This is a genomic window from Actinacidiphila sp. bgisy145, from assembly GCF_057708125.1.
The window spans coordinates 13,778-30,647 of the sequence record NZ_JBYIRL010000020.1 but is presented as its reverse complement, the minus strand read 5'-3'; the positions used below and the strand labels follow the sequence as shown (position 1 = coordinate 30,647).

The window sequence follows — 16,870 nt, the reverse complement described above, 5'->3', positions numbered from 1 at the left end:
GATGCGCCGAATCTGCCTTGCGCTGCCCACCAACAGATCCTGCCTGCCGGCGATCTCCGCACTGCATGACGAAGCGGTGTACGCCGTCACCCACTTCGACGTCGAAGTGCATGTGCTGGTCCTCGACTCCTGCGGGCCGAGGGAGTTCGGGCAGCACGCGGCAGCCGTCCGCGCGCTGCCCGCGACGGCCGGTGTCGTCACCCACCACCTCGGGGAGGCGGAGCAGCGGGAGTTCCTGCGGGAGGTGATCGCCGCCTCGGACGCGGACAAGCCCGAGGTGCTGCTCGACCTGATGCTCCCGGCGGCGCTGTCCTACGGCGCCTGCACCAACCGCGCGTTCCTCGTCGCGGCGGCGCTCGGCTGCACCTCGGTGCACCGGCGGGACTCCGACAGCAGGTACCAGGTCGTCGCCGGAACGGCCGGGCCGCACGGGGCGATCACCGAGCCCGGCGCGGACGGCGGGCGGTCGCTGACGGCGTACCCGATCCACCACGAACTGCTCACCCTCGGCCGGAGCGCCGCCGACGCGGCCGGCTCCGTCACCACCGCGGACCTCGACCCGCGGCACGCCGGCAAGCCGGTGTCGATGGTGGGTGCCTCCTTCGTCGGCGAGATGTCCGTGGACATCGCGGAGATGCGCGCGATCGACGCCGACGCCTACCGCGAAGTCGTCGGCCTGTGGGCGCCCTTCGACTGGAGCGCGGAGCAGAAGGCGGAGTTCGCCGACGACTCCTTCCGGGGCGCGGGCACCGAGCAGTTCACCGCCGACCACTCGCTGCTCACCCATGTCGATCCCATGCGCGTGGACATGTGCAACATCGCCTTCCACGGCGTGCAGGAGGCGGTGCCGCTGCTCCCGGCGACCGACACCATCGGCAGCGACTACTTCCTCATCCACCTGGTGCACGACGCGACGCTGCCCGGTGTGCTGCACAACCGGAACATCGTCAACTTCTACACCCCCGAGCGCCGGACCGGCCCCGGGTTCACCGCCTACCAGACCCGGTTCGCGAAGTTCTTCCTGTCGATGCTCTACCTGAACTTCGTCTACGACCGGATGGAGCGGGCCGGCGAGGCACTCCTCGACGACCGGCACCAGGTCAGGACCGAGGCGGTCGTCGAACTGCTGTGGGAGAGCAGCCGGCTGGACCAGACCGAGAACGTCCGGCGGCTCGAGGTGCTGGACCGCGCCTACCGCCGGCTCGGCGGCAGGTACGCGGAGTTCGCGGACGTGCTGGCCGCCGGCCGGGCCCGGCTGCTCGACGAGGCCAGGCGCGACATCGAGGAGTTCGCGGTGCTCACCGAGGTCTGGCCGGCGCTGGTGCGCGGCGCGAGAACCACCGGACCGGCCCTGCTCCAGCGGCAGCCGGACTGACGTCGGTGATCTACGACGAGACGCTGCTCGCCGCACTGGCGGCGGCCGACGAGGACCGGATCGTCTTCGACCTGAGCGGCATCGAGGACCGCTACGCGTCCCTGCTGGCCGAACTGCCCGGCGTCGCCGTGCGGTTCGCCCTCAAGGCGTGCCCGGTGGACGAGGTGCTGGACTGCCTGGCCCGCAAGGGCAGCGGGGTGGACGCCGCGAGCGTGCCGGAGATCGAGCAGGCGCTGCGCGCGGGCGTGCCCCCGGAACGCATCCACTACGGCAACACGATCAAGTCCGACCCGGACATCGCGCGGGCCCACCGGCTCGGCATCCGGGACTTCGCGACCGACAGCCCGCAGGACGTCGCCGCGCTCGCCCGGCACGCGCCGGGCGCCCGGGTCTTCTGCCGGCTGGCGACCGACGGCGGCGGCGCGCTGTGGGGGCTGAGCCGGAAGTTCGGCTGCTCGGCGCGCGACGCGGTGGCCGTGCTGGAGCAGGCCCGCGCCGCGGGCCTGGTGCCGGCCGGGCTGTCCGTGCACGTCGGGTCCCAGCAGATGACCGCCGGGGCGTGGCGCCGGGCGTTCGACCAACTCACCGAGGTCATCGCCGAGCTGGCCGGGAACGGGATACGGCTGCGGTACATCGACATCGGCGGCGGCCTGCCCGCGCTGGGCTACCTCGACGAGCGCGGCGAGGTGCTCGACCCGCCGCTGGACAAGATGTTCGCGGTGATCCGGGAGGGCATGCAGCGCTGCCGGGACGTGGGCGGCCCGCTGGAGTTCGTGGTCGAGCCCGGCCGCTACCTCGTGGCAGACCACGGCGCGGTCCGGGCGCACGTGGTGCGGATGTCGCTGCGGCACACCGCGGCGGGCGAGCCGCACCACTGGCTCTACCTGAGCTGCGGGAAGTTCAACGGCCTGTACGAGATGGACGCGCTGCAGTACCGGCTGGTCTTCCCCGGCAGGCGAGGCGGCCCGTACGTCCAGGCGACCGTCGCGGGTCCCACCTGCGACAGCGACGACGCGTACCCGGGCGGCCACCGGCCGGTCCAGGTACCCGCGGGGATCGCGTCGGGCGACCCGGTGTGGGTGCTGTCCAGCGGCGCCTACGCGGTCAGCTACATGACGCAGGGCTTCAACGGCTTCGGCCCGCTGCCGTGGACGTGCGTACGGCGGGCGGAGGACGGGCGCCCGGCGGAAGGCGCGGTGCGAGGTGCGGGTGTGGAGCCGGCGGCAGGGCCGGGTGCGGGGGCAGGGGCGGAGCCGGGTGCAGGGACGGGCGGCGGATGAGCGGCGACGCGGCCGGCGTGCGGGTCCGGCGGATCGCCCCGGGGGACTGGGACGCGATCGTGGACCTGGAGGCCGGCACGTACGCGGCCGCGGGCCTGTCCGAGGGGCGGGCGGCGCTGGAGTCCAAGGCGCGGGTCTCCCCGGACACGTGCTTCGCCCTGGAGTGGGCGGCGGGCGGGCCGGGGCAGCGGGGTCCGTCGGGCGGGCCGCGGCAGCCGGGCGGACCGGGGCCGCGGCTGGCCGGCTACCTGCTGGCACTGCCCTACCCGGAGGGCGCCTACCCGGGCCTCGCCGACCGCGAGAGCGCCGCGCACGCCTCGCGCCACCTGCACTTGCACGACATGGTGATCGCCGAGCACGCCCGCGGCCGCGGCCTCGGCCGGCGGCTGCTCGGCCGGCTCACCGCGGCCGCCCCCGCCCAGGGCTACGACCGGATCTCGCTGATCGCGGTCGCCGGCAGCCACACCTTCTGGTCCGCCAACGGCTTCACCGCCCGCCCCGGCGCGGTGGACGTCCACGGCTACGGCCCGGACGCCGTGTACATGACGATGCCGCTGCCGCACCGGACACCGGCCCGAGACGAAGTGGGATGAGCCCGATGCTGCGCGTTCACGATCCGTTCCGCCGCGGCCAGACGGCCACGGCCGCACTGTTCTTCTCGCTGGGCTTCCAGTACGCGACCTGGGCGGCGCGGCTGCCCGCGATCAAGTCGCACCTGGACCTGACCGCCGCCGAGGTGGGCCTGCTGCTGATGGCCACCGGCATCGGCGCGGTGGCGACCTTCCCGGTGGTGGCCGTGCTGATGCGGCGGCTGGGCTCGCGCACCCTCGCGCTCGGCTCCGCCGCGTGCCTGGCACTGCTGCTCCTGGCGATGTCGGCGCTGCCGGACTACCCGGTGGCGCTGCTGGTCATGCTCTGCGACGGCGCCCTGGTCGGCGCGCTGAACGTGTCGATGAACGCGCAGGGCGCGGCGCTCGAGGCCGTCCACGAGCGCAACGCGATGGCGCGGCTGCACGCCGTCTTCAGCGGCGGCTCGCTCGTCGCGGCGCTGCTGGCGTCGGCGATGAACTCCCTGACGTCCACGCTGGTCGTCCACTTCGCGGTCGCCGCCGCGCTGATCCTGCTGCTGCTCGGCCTCGCCCGGGAGGGCCTGCTCACCCGGGACCAGCAGCCGGCGGAGAAGACGGAGCCGGGCGAGCAGGGGGAGCCGGGGGAGAACGGGGAACCGGGGGCGCGCCCGCGCGGACGGCGGTGGACCCTGCCCTCGCGCGTGACGCTGTGGCTGGGCGCCGCGATGGTGTTCGGCACGGTGACCGAGGGCGCCATGAACGACTGGTCCGCCCTGTACATGAAGGACGTCGCCAAGGCGTCGGCCGAACTGGCGCCCATGGGGATCGCGGTCGTGTCGGTGATGATGGTGCTCGCCCGGGTCTTCGCCGACTCCTGGCGCAGCCGCTGGGGCGACGGCCCCATCGTCCGAGGCGGTAGCGCGCTCGCGGCCGTCGGCCTCGCGCTGGCGCTGCTCAGCGGGGGAGTGGCGCCCGCGCTGATCGGCTTCGCGTGCGTGGGCCTGGGCATCGCGTCGGTCACCCCCTGCGTGTACGTCGCCGCCGCGAAGAACGGCTCGGACGCGCTCACCGTGGTGGCCACCATGGGGACCACCGGGCTGCTCGCCGGGCCGCCGCTGATCGGCTTCATCGCCAACGCCAGCGGGCTGGTCTGGGCGCTCGGCGTGGTCGCGGCGACCGCGATGCTGGTGTCCGTGTGCGCCACCCGCATCCGCTGGACCCCGGTCGCGGCCGAGCCGGAGACCGTCGCCGAGGCGGGCGTACCGGCCGGCTCCGCCTGAGCGGCGGCCACCGTACGGGCACGGCGGTTCGCCGCCGTACGCCCGTTCCCGCCCGCTCCGGCGGCCCGACCTTTCACGGCGGTGCGGCTCGTCGCGCTAGCCTGATCGCGCTGCCGGCGGTCCGGTACGCGGGCGGGGAAGCGAGAGAGGGCAGGGGGCGAGCGCGGTGCAGGGTCCGGGTCGACGGGTGCCGCTGCCGCTGGCCGACGACCACGAGAACTGGCGGACCGTGCGCGCCGAGCGCACCGTCCTCGCCGTCGCGCACAACGTCACCTCGGCGACCCGCCTGCTCGACCTGCTCGCCCTCTTCGACGGTGACCGGCGGGTCGAGACCGTCTTCACCTGCCCCGGCTCCTCGGCGCTGGACGGCGGCACCCTCGAACTGCTCCAGGACCGCGGTGCGCTCCTGGTGGGCTGGGAGGAGGCCAAGCGGCGGAAGTTCGACCTGGCCATCGCCACCAGCCGCGGCGGCGACCTCTACCACCTCCACGCCCCCCTGATCGGCACCCCGCACGGCGCCGGCTACAACAAACTCCTCGGCGGCGGCAGCGAGGCGTTCGGCCTCACCCGGGAGTGGCTGATGCACGACGGCCGCGTGGTGCCGTCCGCGATCGTGCTGTCCCACGACGAGCAGCGCGCCCGGCTCGCCGCGGGCTGCCCCGAGGCGCTGCCGCTCAGCCGGGTGGCCGGCGACCCCTGCTTCGACGAACTGGCCGCGAGCGCCCCCTTCAGGCCCGACTACCGGCACGCGCTGGGCGTCCGGCCCGGCCAGAAGCTCCTCGTGGTCTCCTCCACCTGGGGCAGGGACGCGCTGCTGGACGCCGACGACCCGGAACACGACACGCTGCGCCGGGCCCTGGCGGAGCTGCCGGCCGACGAGTACCGCGTGCTCGCCGCGATCCACCCCAACGCCTACTACGGCCACGGCGCGTGGCAACTGCACTCCTGGCTCGCCCCGCTGCTCACCTGCGGGCTGCTGCTGCCGCGCCCCGACACGCAGACGTGGAAGGCCGCGCTGGTCGCCGCGGACGCGCTGTGCGGCGACGGCGGATCGGTCACGCAGTACGGCGTGTCCCTCGGCCTGCCCACCGTCCTCGGCGCCTTCGCCGACAGCCGCAGCGCGCCCGGCTCGCCCATGGCGCGGCTCGCCCGGGCGGTGCCCAGGCTCTCCCCGCACCGCCCGCTGCCGGCCCAACTGGAGGACGCCGCCCGCCGCCAGGCCGCCGACCGCGAACTGCCCTACCTGCGCTCCCTGGTCACCTCCCGCCCGGGGCAGGCCGCCGCCCTGCTGCGCGCCCTGTTCTACGAGCGGCTCGGGCTGCCCGAACCGGCCGCACCGGCCACCACCCGTGCCGTGCCCGTCCCCACCGGCGAAGGGGCGGCCGGGCACCTCGCACCACGCCACTCACCCGTCCTGCCGCCCATGTACGTCACCGTGCCCCCCGACGGCACCCCCGCCGTCGTCCGCCGCTACCACGCCGCCCTCCAACGCCCCAGCCAGGAAGCCCACCTCGCCGACGCGCACCTCGTGGCCGACATCGACGACCCCGACACGCGCTGGCCCCGCGCCGCCGACGTCCTGGTCGTGCCCGCGCGCCGCGCGGCCGCCGCGGCGCAGGCCGCCGCCCGCTTCCCGGGGTGCGCGCTGGTCGCCACGGAAGAACCCGACGGGGGATGCGTGGCGCTGCTGACCCGCAGCGGCGCCCGGGTGCGCGCGACCTGGTCCGGGCCGCGCCCCTGGTGGGCCTGCGCGGCCCTGGCGGCCTCGGTCGTCTTCGACCGGGCGCTGTGCGGCACCCGCCCACCCGCGCAGGTGCCCGTCACCATCGGCGCGGACGCGCCACCCGCGCTCCTCACCCTCACCGTGCTCTGAACCGCGCCGCGCGTCCCGGCCGTACGCCCCGCGAGGCTCCCGGCCCGCGGCACCCGTGATGCGTCAGACGCCGTCCGGCCCCTCGCCCTCTCCCCGGCTCCGCCCCGGGTCCGGGTGGTCGGCCAGGCGCTGTTCCGCCTCGGCGACCCGGGCGCTGTTGGCCGCGCGGAACAGCTCCGCCGCCTCCGCCCAGTCCCCGCGGGCCCGCCCCGCCTCGCCCCGGGCGTGCAGCAGATCGCCCCGGGAGAGCAGCACGCCCGCGCGCTGGTAGCCGTGCCGGGGACCGCCCAGGCCCGCCACCGCCGTGGCGAACGCCGCCAGCGCCTCGTCGGTCCGCCCCGCCGCCACCAGCACCTCGGCCATCCGCGCGCTCGCCTTGGCCGCGTTGAACCGGTCCGGCCGCGGCGGCGCCAGGAACTCCTGACGGGCCGTCACCAGCACCGCCTCCGCGTCGGCATACCGACCCAGCCGCCCCAGCACCGGCCCGCGGTGCAGCGCGATCAGCGCCCGGCCGCGCGGGTGGTCCACGCCCTCCAGCGCCGCCACCGCCGCGTCGAACCGCGCGAGCGCCTGTTCCGGGCGGCCGAGCCCGTCCTCCAGCTTCCCCAGGCCCTCCAGCACGCTGGACCAGGTGCGCCGCCATCCCTCGGCCTCCCGCGCCGGCGTCTCCGGGCGCGCCAGCGCCGGGCCGACCAGCTCCAGCGCCTGCTCGAACGCGCCGCGGGCCGCCTCCGGATCACCGGGACCCGACCGGTCGAGGTGCGCGAACCCCAGGCCGTACTGCATCCGGGCCAGCATCAGCAGGTCGCCGCGCTCCAGCGACTCCAGCGCCGCCCGGCACCCCAGGTCGTACACCTCGATCCAGTCCGAGTGGAACCCGCAGCGCAGATAGAACGTCCACAGGCCCTGCGCCAGCCGGCACGTCGCGTCATAGAACCACGGGTCGCGCGCCCCGGCCTCGTAGGCGGCCCGCACCGCGGCCCGCAGGACCTCCCGGCGCCGGGTCAGCGCCTCCACCAGGACGTCCTGCGCCTCCGCCGCCAGCGGCTCGTACCGTGCGTAGGCGCCCGGCGGGTCGTGCCGGTAGCGCGGCGACAGCCCGGCGTCGGTCCGCTCCGCCAGGTCCACGTAGTACCCGACGCAGCGCCGCCGCGCCGCCTCCCGCTCGGCCGCCGGCAGGTCCGCCCGCGCCCGCTCGGCCGCGTGCGCGTGCACCAGCCCGCTGATCACCCGGTACATCCCGCCGTCGACCCGTTCGACCAGGCTGGAGTCCCGCAGGGTGCGCAGCGCCTTCGCCCGGGTGCGGCCACCGAGGTCCGGCGCCATCGCCGCCACCACGTCCTCGTCGAACTCCGCCGTCGGGTGCAGCCCCAGGTACCGGTACACCTCCGCCGCCTCCGGGTGCCGGCGGCACAGCTCCCGGTACCCGGCGTCGAAGATCTCCGCGCCGCTGCGCTCGTCCACGTCGAAGGCTCCCAACCTGATCCCCGGGCGGCGGTCCGACAGCGCCGTGGCGAACTCGCCGATGCCGTACGGCTGGTCGAAGCGCATCTGCGCCCCGGCGATCCGCACCAGCAGCGGGTTGCCCTCGCAGACGCTGACCGCCTTGTCGATCTCCGCCTCGTGCGACGTCGCGTACGGGGCGAGCCGGCCGGAGCTGATCAGCAGCCGCCGGCTGTACTCGGGCAGCAGCGGCCCGACCTTGAACGCCGCCGCGTGCAGGTCCGACACGAGGCTGCGCATCAGCTCCCTGCCGGTCACCACCACCACGCCCAGCGGCGAACCGGGCAGCAGGTGGCGGGCCAGCGACGCCAGCGCGACATCCTCCAGCAGCACGAACACCGGGCCCTCGGCGGTGAGCTGCTGGAACTTCGCCACCTTCGCCGCCAGTTCCGACGGCACCTCCTCCACCGGCACGTGCAGCAGCCGGAACCACGTGTCGAGCACCGCGGCCGGGTCCGGCGGCGCCCCGTCGGCGTCCCGGGCCAGCACCGCGGACAACTGCGGACCCGCGCCGAAGGTGTCCCGGTGCCGGAGCAGCCACTGCCGGGCCAGCGTGGTGAGCCCGATGCCGCGCGGCCCGTACAGGAACAGCAGCGTCGGCCCCGCCGCACCGCGGCCCGCCTCCCACGCGGCGTCCATGCCCCGCAGTTCCGCCTCGTGGTTCTCGAAGTCCGACACGGCGGACACCGGAATCCGGGGGAGCCGGCGGGCCCGGGCGTCGCGCGTGGCCGCGAGCAACTCCCGCACCTCGGCGGCCAGCGACGTCTGCTCGGCGGCGAGCGTGCCGAGCGTCTCGCGCAGGGCCGCCTCCACCCGGTCCCGCGCCTCGGCCGGCGAACCGGCCGCGCTCGCCGCCCGGGCGTCCTCCAGGTCGCCGAGCACCCGCGCGTCACCGTCGCCGCCCCGCAGCCGGAGCAACGCGGCCAGTCGCGGCTTCACCGCGGACCAGGCGTCGCTGAGCACCTCCCCGGCGAGATTCGTCAGCAACGACGCGATCTCCGGCTCCAACACGCCCAGCCCCCTCGGCTCGCCCAGTCGTGACCGACTGCCCGTACCCCGTCACCGTACGGTGTCGGCGCCGCCCACCTCCAGACGGCCGAGCCGGCGAGATCGAGCGCCGCGCAGGACGCGCCACGCACGCGGGCGGGACAAGGCCCCGGGCCGAGCGCCCTTTCCCGGCTTACCGGTTGCGGCCCGCGACCGCCCAGGAGGCCGCGGCTATACCGCCGGCCACCGCGAACACCGCCGGCCAGGCGCCGACCTTCTTCGCCAGCGGGTGCGACCCCGCGAACGCCACCACATAGGCCCCCGTCAGGACCGCCGCCTGCGTGGCCCCGCTGCTGCGCCGCCACTCGCGCGCCGCCACCACACCGGCTGCGGCCAGCGCCGCGCCGCCCAGCTCGCGCCGCCTGGTCCAGCGGGCCACTCCATAGCCCCCGATCAGTCCGGCTGCCGCCACGGCACCCGCGTTCACCCCGGCCATCACGTCCTCCTTCGCCCCGCGCCACGCCCGCGACCCGCGCCGCGGACCCCCCTTGATCTCGACTCCCCGAGACTAACCCTCGGCCCCTCCACCCCGTCGGCGGCCCGGTGGAAACCTGTGGACAACCCGTATCCGCCCTGGTCACACCCCTGGCCACCCGCCTGCCACGCGCCTGCGGACCCACCCGGCCACGGACCGCGCCGCCCACTGTGCGCACCGTGCGCGAAGCGGCTGCCGCCCCCCGCGGCAGCGCCGCCGGGGGAATGGATTTGGCGAGCGGGCATCCACCCCGTAAAGTGGTGTTCACCGACGCGGGGTGGAGCAGCTCGGTAGCTCGCTGGGCTCATAACCCAGAGGTCGCAGGTTCAAATCCTGTCCCCGCTACGAAACGAAGGGCCCGGCACAGTGTGCCGGGCCCTTCGCGCATGCCGACATGGCCGACGCGGCCTGCGCGGCCTACCCGTCCCCGTCTCCGGTGCGCCGCCGGGTCCCGACCGGCGGACCGGGCGGCACGTCGCGGCCCGGCTGGTAGCGGGAGCCCTGCCGTATCCGGTGCACGACGACGAGGACGTCCGCCACCGCGATCAGCGCGACGAACGCGCACACCCCCGCCCAGCCCGGCTGGCCCGCGAACGCGAACCCCACCGCGGCCCCGACGCCCCAGACCAGGCCGAGCAGCGCCAGCGCCAGCCGCAGCCGCAGCGCGCTGCGCGCCTTCGTCGGCTCGTATCCGGTCCTGGTGTTCCCGAACAACCCCGGGGGCACGGAGTTCCGCGGGCCCCCGGTCGTTCCCGGCCCCCCGGTCGTCCCCGGGCCGCCGGACGCCCCCGGGGTCCCGGAGTTCCGTGAAGCGGAGGTTCTGGACATGTGCCCGCCTCCTCGAAGAGCGCTCCACCCCTTCCCTTCCAGGGTCCACCCATCGGGCCCCCGCCGGAAAACCCGCACCGGCCGGCCGGGTCGGCGCGTAAGGTGCGGCAGCATGGTGGCGACGAGGGACCGCGGTGCCGTGACCGTCAGGGCGTATGAACCCGCGGATGCCGAGGCGGTGTGCGCGCTGTTGCGCGCCGAGGAGCCCCAGCAGGTCGCCACCCCGCGCAGCGTGCACGCGCAGGCGGTGGCCATGCCCGCACGGCAGCACTGCCGGCTGCTGGTGGCGCTGCTGGACGGGCGGATCGCCGGCTGCGCGCGGACCGGGCTGTTCGCCGACGCCAAGGACGCGGGCGCGGCCTTCGTGAACATCAACGTCGCCGCCGCCGACCGCGGGCGCGGCGCCGGCCGGGCGCTGCTGGCCGCCGCCGAGACGCACCTCGACGCGGTCGGCGCGACCACCTGCTACGCGTGGGCGCACCCCGAGCCCGGGTCCGAGAACTTCGCGACCGCGCACGGCTACCGGCCCGGCCGCGAGGCGCGCTTCATGCGGCTCGACCTGGGCCCGCGCAGCCCGCTGCCGACCCGCCCGCGGCTGCCGCGCGGCGTGCTGCTGCTGCCCGCGGTCGCCTGGGAGCGCGACCCGCGGCCGCTGTGGCGCACGGACGTGGAGTGCTTCCGCGACGAGCCGGGCGACGTGGCCGCCGACCACCTCAGCTACACCGACTGGCGCACCCTGAACTGGGACCGCCCCGACTTCGACGCCGACCTGACCACGGTCGCCGTGGTGGACGGCGAGGTCGCCGGGCTGGTCATCGCGCAGACCGACGGCGAGCGGCACTACGCCTCCGGCGGCACCGGAATCCGGCGTGCCTTCCGCGGCCGCGGCCTGGCCAAGGCCGCCAAGGCGCACTCCCTGCACCTGGCCCGAGCGAAGGGCTACCGCGAGGCCAGCACCACCAACGACGACGGCAACGCGCCCATGCTCGCGGTCAACATCTGGCTCGGGTACCAACTCATAGGATCGGAACGGCGGTACATACGTGACCTCTCCCCAGGACGCCCCGCGTGACCTGCCCTGGTCGCAGGCACAGTGGCTCAACCCGCCGCAGGACACGGCCACCGACGGCACCGACCTGCTGGTCACCGCCCGCGCGGGCAGCGACTTCTGGCGCACCACGAGCTACGGCTTCGTCCGCGACGACGGCCACGCCCTGCTCACCGGCTTCCCGCCCGGCACCGCCGTCGAGGTCGGCTTCCGGGCCGACTTCACCGAGTTGTACGACCAGGCCGGCGCCCTGGTGCGGGTGGACGCCTCGACCTGGATCAAGGCGGGCGTCGAGGTGTCGGACGGCCACCCCCAACTCGGCGCGGTCGTCACCCACGGCACCTCCGACTGGTCGCTCGCGCCGGTGCCCGAGTGGGCGGGCCACGAGGTGACGATCCGGGTCAGCCGCTCCGGCGACGCGGTCACCGTACGGGCCCGCCGTGCGGCCGAACCCTGGCGGATGGTGCGGCTGTCCTACCTCGACCCGGCGGCCGAGGCGAGCGCCGGCCTGTTCTGCTGCAGCCCCGAACGGGACGGGCTGACCGTACGGTTCACCCGGCTGGCCACCGGCCCGGCGGACACGTCCCTGCACTGACGCGAGGCGCGCGGGCGAGGTACGTGCGTGCGGGATCGCCGCCGTACGCGGCCTCAGGGCCCGGGCCGCAGCACCGTGTCCAGGGTGCGCGACCACTGCTGGACGATCCCGGCCCGGCGCGCCGAGTCGTCGCTGAGCAGGTTCGCCAGGCCCAGGCCGCGCGCCATGTCCAAGGTGCCCTGCACGGTCTCGCGTACGCCCGGCACCGACTCGTCGGCCGCCAGGAACTCCACCGCCAGCCGGTGCGCCTCCCGCCCGATGCGGGCCTCCAGTGCGGCGACCCGGGGCCGCAGCGCCGGCTCGTCGGTGGCGGCCACCCACAGGTGCAGGGCGGCACGGAACAGCGGCCCGGTGTGCACGTCGACGAGCATGTCCACCACCGCGTACGTACGGTCCTGGCCATGCCCGGGCAGGGCGCGGGCGCGTTCGCGGACGGCGGCGAGCCACTCCTCGGCCATGTGCGCGATGGCCGCGGTGAACAGCTCCTCGCGGGTGCGGAAGTGGTGCTGGGCGGCGCCGCGGGTCACCCCGGCCCGCGCGCACACCACGGCCACGGTGCTGCCGGACCAGCCGCGTTCGGCCAGGCACGCGACGGCGGCGGCCAGGATGCGCTGCCGGGTGGCGCGCGCCCGGTCCTGCTTGGGTTCGCGGTCGGCGGCTGCCGGGTCGGTCACAACGCCCATGGCGGGTCCCGTCGTTCGAGGAAGGCGCGCATGCCCTCGGCGGCGTCGGCGGACGCGAAGAGCCGGCCGCTGAGGTCGGCCATCGCGTCGGTGCCGGCGGCGAGCGCCGCCAGCAGCGCCGCCGCGGTCAACTCCTTGGTCGCGGAGAGGCCCTGCGGAGCGGCGGCCCGCAACCCGGCGAGGATACCCTCCAGTTCCTCGTCCCGCGCGGTGACCAGCCCGGTCCTGATCGCCTCCGCGGTGCCGAAGCGCTCGCCGGTCAGGAAGTAGCGGGCCATGGCGCGCCGGTCGGCCGCGGCCAGCACCGGGATCGAGGCGACCGCGGGGGCCAGGCCGAGCCGGGACTCGGTGAAGGCGAAGTCGGCGGCGCCGGTCGCCACGGAGATGTCGCACGCGGCCAGCAGACCCAGCCCGCCGGCCCGCACATGCCCGCGCACCCGCGCCACCACCGGCTTGGGCAGGGCCGCCATCTGCCGCATCAGCGCGGCCAGTCGGGCCGGTCCCTGCCGGGCCCGGCGGTCGGCGAGGTCGGCGCCGGAGCAGAAGGTGGTGCCGGTGTGGGTGAGCAGCACCGCGCGGACCGCGCCGTCCGCACCGGCCTGCTCGAACTCCGCCGCCAGCCCGTCGAGCAGGTCGGCGGACAGGGCGTTGCGGTTGTGCGGCGAGTCGAGGGTGACGACGGCGATGCCCCGGTCGAGGTGCCGGTGGACCAGCGGCGCGGTTGCGGCCACGTGCGGACTCCTGTCGGTCGGGAGGGGGTACGGCTACGGTTCCGGCGGGTACGGCTACGGTTCCGGCGGCGACGACTGCGGGTACGACCGCGGATACGCCTGCGGTTCCGGCGCCACGGGTCCGATCGCGGCGCTACGGGCCCGGGGTCAGTACGACTTGGGCAGGCCGAGCGTGTGGTGCGAGACGAAGTTCAGGATCATCTCGCGGCTGACCGGCGCGATGCGGCCCACCCGGGAGGCGGTGAGCAGCGTCGCGAGCCCGTACTCGGCCGTCAGCCCGTTCCCGCCGAGGGTGTGCACGGCCTGGTCGACGGCCTTCGCCCCGGCCTCCGCGGCGGCGTACTTCGCCATGTTGGCGGCCTCGCCGGCGCCCATGTCGTCGCCGGCGTCGTACAGGTGCGCGGCCTTCTGCATCATCAACCGGGCGAGTTCCAGCTCGATGTGGGCCTGCGCGAGGGGGTGCGCGATCGCCTGGTGTGCGCCGATCGGGGCCTGCCAGACCTGCCGGGTGCGGGCGTACTCCACCGCCTGGGACAGGGCGTAGCGGCCCATCCCGATGGAGAAGGCGGCGGTCAACACGCGTTCGGGGTTGAGCCCGGCGAAGAGCTGGAGCAGCCCGGCGTCCTCGTCGCCGACCAGGGCGTCGGCGGGCAGCGTCACGTCGTCCAGGAAGAGCTGGAACTGCTTCTCGGGAGCGGCGACCTCCATGTCGATCTGCCGGAACTCGAAGCCGGGGGTGCCGCGTTCGACGATGAACAGGCAGGGCTTGAGCTTCCCGGTGCGGGCGTCCGCGGTGCGGCCGACGACCAGCGTCGCGTCGGCGATGTCCACCCCGGAGATGAACACCTTGCGGCCGGACAGCAGCCATCCGCCGGTGTCCGGGTCGCGGCGCGCGGTGGTGGAGATGCGGTGGGAGTTGGAGCCGGCGTCCGGCTCGGTGATGGCGAACGCCATCCGCCGCGAGCCGTCGGCCAGGCCGGGCAGCCAGCGCTCCTTCTGCGCCCGGGTGCCGAACCGGGCGATCACGGTGCCGCAGATCGCGGGCGAGACCACGAGCAGCAGCAGCGGGCTTCCGGCGGCGCCCAACTCCTCCAGCACGATCGCGAGTTCAGCCAGTCCCTGGCCGCCGCCGCCGTACTCCTCGGGCAGGTTCACCCCGAGGTAGCCGAGCGCGCCGGCCTCCCGCCACAGCTCGTCCGGCTGCCGGCCGGCGCGGACGGTGTCGGTGAAGTAGGTCCGTCCGTAGCGGCGGCCGAGCGCGCCGACGGCGGTGCGCAGCGCGCGCCGTTCCTCGCTCTCCAGCAGTGCCCGGTCGAAGGTGGTCGCTTCGGTGTCGCCCATGTCGCTCTTCCTCCCGTTGCGTTGGCGGTGCGTCCGGTGTGCGCGGTGCGGGGGTCCGGCGGACCTGGGGGTCACGTCTCCTGGGACGGGGTGTCGGCGTCCGCCGTGACGACGGCCAGTACGGCGCCCGGTTCGACCTGGCGGCCCACCACGGCGGTGAGTTCGGTGAGGGTGCCCGCCGCGGGCGCGGTGACCACGTGCTCCATCTTCATCGCCTCCAGCCACAGCAGCGGTTCGCCGCGGGCCACCCGGTCGCCCGGCGCGAACCGGCCCAGCCGGACCACGGTGCCGGGCATCGGCGCCCGCAGCGAGCCGGGCGCGACCTGCTCGGCCGGGTCGGGGAAGCGCGGCAGCGCGACCAGCGAGGTGCCGCCGTCCGGCCCGTCGACGAACACCTGCTCGCCGTAGCGGGCCACCTCCGACGTCCGCCGCACGCCGTCGACTTCGAGCACCACCCGGTCCGGTGCGGCGGACACCACCACGACGCCGTCGTGGCCCTCGGCCCGCAGGCCGTCGCGGGTCAGGAGGTAGCGGACCTCGTACTCGGTGCCGGAGGGCACGGCGCGGTAGCGCTTGAGCTGGGGCTGCGACGGGAGGTTGCGCCAGCTGCCGAGCCGGGCGGCGACCGGTGCCGCGCGGGCCGGGGGAGCAGGGGCGGCGGTGCGTGCGGCCGCGTCGGCGAGCGCGGCGGCCAGCGCGGCCGTCCGCTCCACCTCACCCTCCTTGCCGCCGTCGCTGTCCGCGGCTGCGGTCAGTGCGGTCAACTCCCGCTCCAGCCAGCCGGTGTCGAACCGTACAGCGGCGAAGTCGGGATGGCGCAGGACCGCCACCAGGAGCCGCCGGTTGGTGGGCGGGCCGTGGAGGCGGGCCTCGTGCAGGGCGCGGGCGAGGCGGCGGACCGCCTCGGCGCGGGTCGGCGCCCAGGCGACGGCCTTCGCGAGCATCGGGTCGTAGTGCACCCCGACGGTGTCGCCCGCGGTCACCCCCGAGTCCAGCCGCAGACCCGTCTCCCGGCCCGGCGGGAGCGCGAACCGCGCGTCCACGCCCGGCAGTTCGAGCCGGTGGACCGCGCCGGTCTGCGGCTGCCAGCCGCGCGCCGGGTCCTCCGCGTACAGCCGCGCCTCGACCGCGTGGCCGCGCGGCGCCGGCGGCTCGGGCGGCAGCGCGGCGCCCTCGGCGATCCTGATCTGCCACGCCACCAGGTCCACGCCGAAGACGCACTCGGTGACCGGGTGCTCCACCTGGAGGCGGGTGTTCATCTCCAGGAAGTACGGCCGGCCGTCCGCGCCGACCAGGAACTCCACGGTGCCCGCGCCCTCGTAGCCGATCGCGCGGGCCGCCCGGGCGGCGGCGTCGTGCAGGGCGGTGCGTACGGTCGCGGGCAGGCCGGGCGCCGGGGTCTCCTCGACCACCTTCTGGTGCCGCCGCTGCACCGAGCAGTCGCGCTCACCCAGCACCCACACGGTGCCGTGCGCGTCGGCCAGCACCTGCGCCTCGATGTGCCGCGCGCCTTCCGCGTACGGCTCGACGAACACCTCGCCGTCGCCGAAGGCCGCCGCGGCCTCCGCCCGGGCCGCCGCCAACTCGTCTTCGAGCGCGGCGGGTTCACGGACGACCCGCATACCGCGGCCGCCTCCGCCCGCGGCGGCCTTCACCAGCACCGGCAGGTCGGCCGGGCCGACCCGGGCCGGGTCGAGCGCGGCGAACAGTGGCACCCCGGCCGCCGCCATCAGCTCCTTCGCCCGCGTCTTGGAGCCCATCGCGGCCACGGCCCGCGGCGCCGGGCCGATCCAGGTCAGCCCCGCCTCCTGCACGGCCGCCGCGAACGGCGCGCTCTCGGACAGGAATCCGTACCCCGGGTGCACCGCGTCCGCGCCCGCCGCCAGCGCCGCGGCGACCACCGCCTCCCCGCGCAGGTAGGTGTCCGCGGCCGCGTCGCCCGGCAGCCGCACCGCGCGGTCCGCCTCCCGTACGTGGGCGGCGCCCGCGTCCGGGTCGGAGTGCACCGCCACGGTGCCGATGCCCAGGGTGCGGCAGGTGCGCAGCACCCGGCGGGCGATCTCCCCGCGGTTGGCCACCAGGACGGTGCGGACGGGCGCCCGCTCGGCCGGGTGGACGGGTCCGCCTCCGGCCGGGTGGACGGGCTCGGGTTCGGCCGGGTGGACGTGCCTGCCTTCGGCCGGGTGTGCGGCCTGTTCGGTCACCGGGTTCAACTCCCCACGATCCTGACGCCGTTGAGCAC

At 75.7% G+C, this 16,870-nt stretch carries 14 protein-coding genes and 1 tRNA gene; 8 read left to right on the top strand and 7 right to left on the bottom strand.

The genetic code is table 11. The features are described from left to right. Window position 1 precedes the first annotated feature (1 nt). From AC3ERT_RS19160 to AC3ERT_RS19140, 5 genes are all read left to right on the top strand, one after another. Window positions 2-1,375, top strand: coding sequence for a DUF6271 family protein (locus AC3ERT_RS19160; RefSeq protein WP_435175603.1), 1,374 nt, complete (start codon window positions 2-4; stop codon window positions 1,373-1,375). An 8-nt stretch (window positions 1,376-1,383) separates the two neighbouring features. Beyond that, window positions 1,384-2,655 carry a type III PLP-dependent enzyme gene (locus AC3ERT_RS19155; RefSeq protein WP_435137280.1) on the top strand — a complete coding sequence of 424 codons (1,272 nt, stop codon included), beginning with the start codon at window positions 1,384-1,386 and terminating at the stop codon, window positions 2,653-2,655. Next, window positions 2,652-3,248, top strand: coding sequence for a GNAT family N-acetyltransferase (locus tag AC3ERT_RS19150; protein WP_435175601.1), 597 nt, complete (start codon window positions 2,652-2,654; stop codon window positions 3,246-3,248). Before AC3ERT_RS19155 ends, AC3ERT_RS19150 begins: the two co-directional genes overlap by 4 nt. Window positions 3,249-3,253: 5 nt before the next feature. Continuing rightward, complete coding sequence (locus tag AC3ERT_RS19145) at window positions 3,254-4,504, top strand: MFS transporter (RefSeq protein ID WP_435175599.1); 1,251 nt, start codon at window positions 3,254-3,256, stop codon at window positions 4,502-4,504. 187 nt (window positions 4,505-4,691) lie between these two features. Then, window positions 4,692-6,377, top strand: a complete 1,686-nt coding sequence (locus tag AC3ERT_RS19140) for a hypothetical protein (protein ID WP_435175597.1) — start codon at window positions 4,692-4,694, stop codon at window positions 6,375-6,377. 63 nt (window positions 6,378-6,440) lie between these two features. Here AC3ERT_RS19140 and AC3ERT_RS19135 read toward each other — a convergent pair whose 3' ends face one another. Both AC3ERT_RS19135 and AC3ERT_RS19130 read right to left on the bottom strand, forming a co-directional pair. Then, complete coding sequence (locus AC3ERT_RS19135; RefSeq protein WP_435175595.1) at window positions 6,441-8,891, bottom strand: hypothetical protein; 2,451 nt, start codon at window positions 8,889-8,891, stop codon at window positions 6,441-6,443. Between the two features lie 169 nt (window positions 8,892-9,060). Next, on the bottom strand, window positions 9,061-9,363 hold the full coding sequence (locus AC3ERT_RS19130) for a hypothetical protein (RefSeq protein ID WP_335978589.1): 303 nt from the start codon (window positions 9,361-9,363) through the stop codon (window positions 9,061-9,063). A gap of 310 nt (window positions 9,364-9,673) precedes the next feature. Here AC3ERT_RS19130 and AC3ERT_RS19125 point away from each other — a divergent pair. Then, window positions 9,674-9,747: transfer RNA gene (locus tag AC3ERT_RS19125), tRNA-Met, on the top strand. A gap of 72 nt (window positions 9,748-9,819) precedes the next feature. Here the strand turns inward: AC3ERT_RS19125 and AC3ERT_RS19120 are convergent. Further along, window positions 9,820-10,128 carry a DUF6343 family protein gene (locus tag AC3ERT_RS19120; protein ID WP_435175593.1) on the bottom strand — a complete coding sequence of 103 codons (309 nt, stop codon included), beginning with the start codon at window positions 10,126-10,128 and terminating at the stop codon, window positions 9,820-9,822. A gap of 214 nt (window positions 10,129-10,342) precedes the next feature. Between AC3ERT_RS19120 and AC3ERT_RS19115 the strand changes: the two genes are divergently transcribed. Beyond that, window positions 10,343-11,302: a GNAT family N-acetyltransferase gene (locus tag AC3ERT_RS19115; RefSeq protein WP_435175591.1), complete on the top strand. Its 960-nt coding sequence runs from the start codon at window positions 10,343-10,345 to the stop codon at window positions 11,300-11,302. Then, a complete protein-coding gene (locus tag AC3ERT_RS19110) occupies window positions 11,274-11,873 on the top strand; it encodes a DUF1349 domain-containing protein (protein ID WP_435175589.1) in 600 nt (199 codons plus the stop codon). The genes AC3ERT_RS19115 and AC3ERT_RS19110 overlap by 29 nt, the downstream gene beginning before the upstream one ends. Window positions 11,874-11,926: 53 nt before the next feature. On the opposite strand, the gene AC3ERT_RS19105 is transcribed toward AC3ERT_RS19110, so the two are convergent. From AC3ERT_RS19105 to AC3ERT_RS19090, 4 genes are all read right to left on the bottom strand, one after another. Further along, complete coding sequence (locus AC3ERT_RS19105; RefSeq protein WP_435175587.1) at window positions 11,927-12,556, bottom strand: TetR/AcrR family transcriptional regulator; 630 nt, start codon at window positions 12,554-12,556, stop codon at window positions 11,927-11,929. After that, complete coding sequence (locus AC3ERT_RS19100) at window positions 12,544-13,287, bottom strand: enoyl-CoA hydratase family protein (protein WP_335978581.1); 744 nt, start codon at window positions 13,285-13,287, stop codon at window positions 12,544-12,546. The genes AC3ERT_RS19105 and AC3ERT_RS19100 overlap by 13 nt, the downstream gene beginning before the upstream one ends. A 147-nt stretch (window positions 13,288-13,434) precedes the next feature. Beyond that, entirely contained in the window at window positions 13,435-14,628 is a 1,194-nt protein-coding gene (locus AC3ERT_RS19095) for an acyl-CoA dehydrogenase family protein (RefSeq protein ID WP_435175585.1), read from the bottom strand. 71 nt (window positions 14,629-14,699) lie between these two features. Beyond that, window positions 14,700-16,709, bottom strand: a complete 2,010-nt coding sequence (locus tag AC3ERT_RS19090; protein WP_435175695.1) for an acetyl/propionyl/methylcrotonyl-CoA carboxylase subunit alpha — start codon at window positions 16,707-16,709, stop codon at window positions 14,700-14,702. Window positions 16,710-16,870 lie beyond the last annotated feature (161 nt).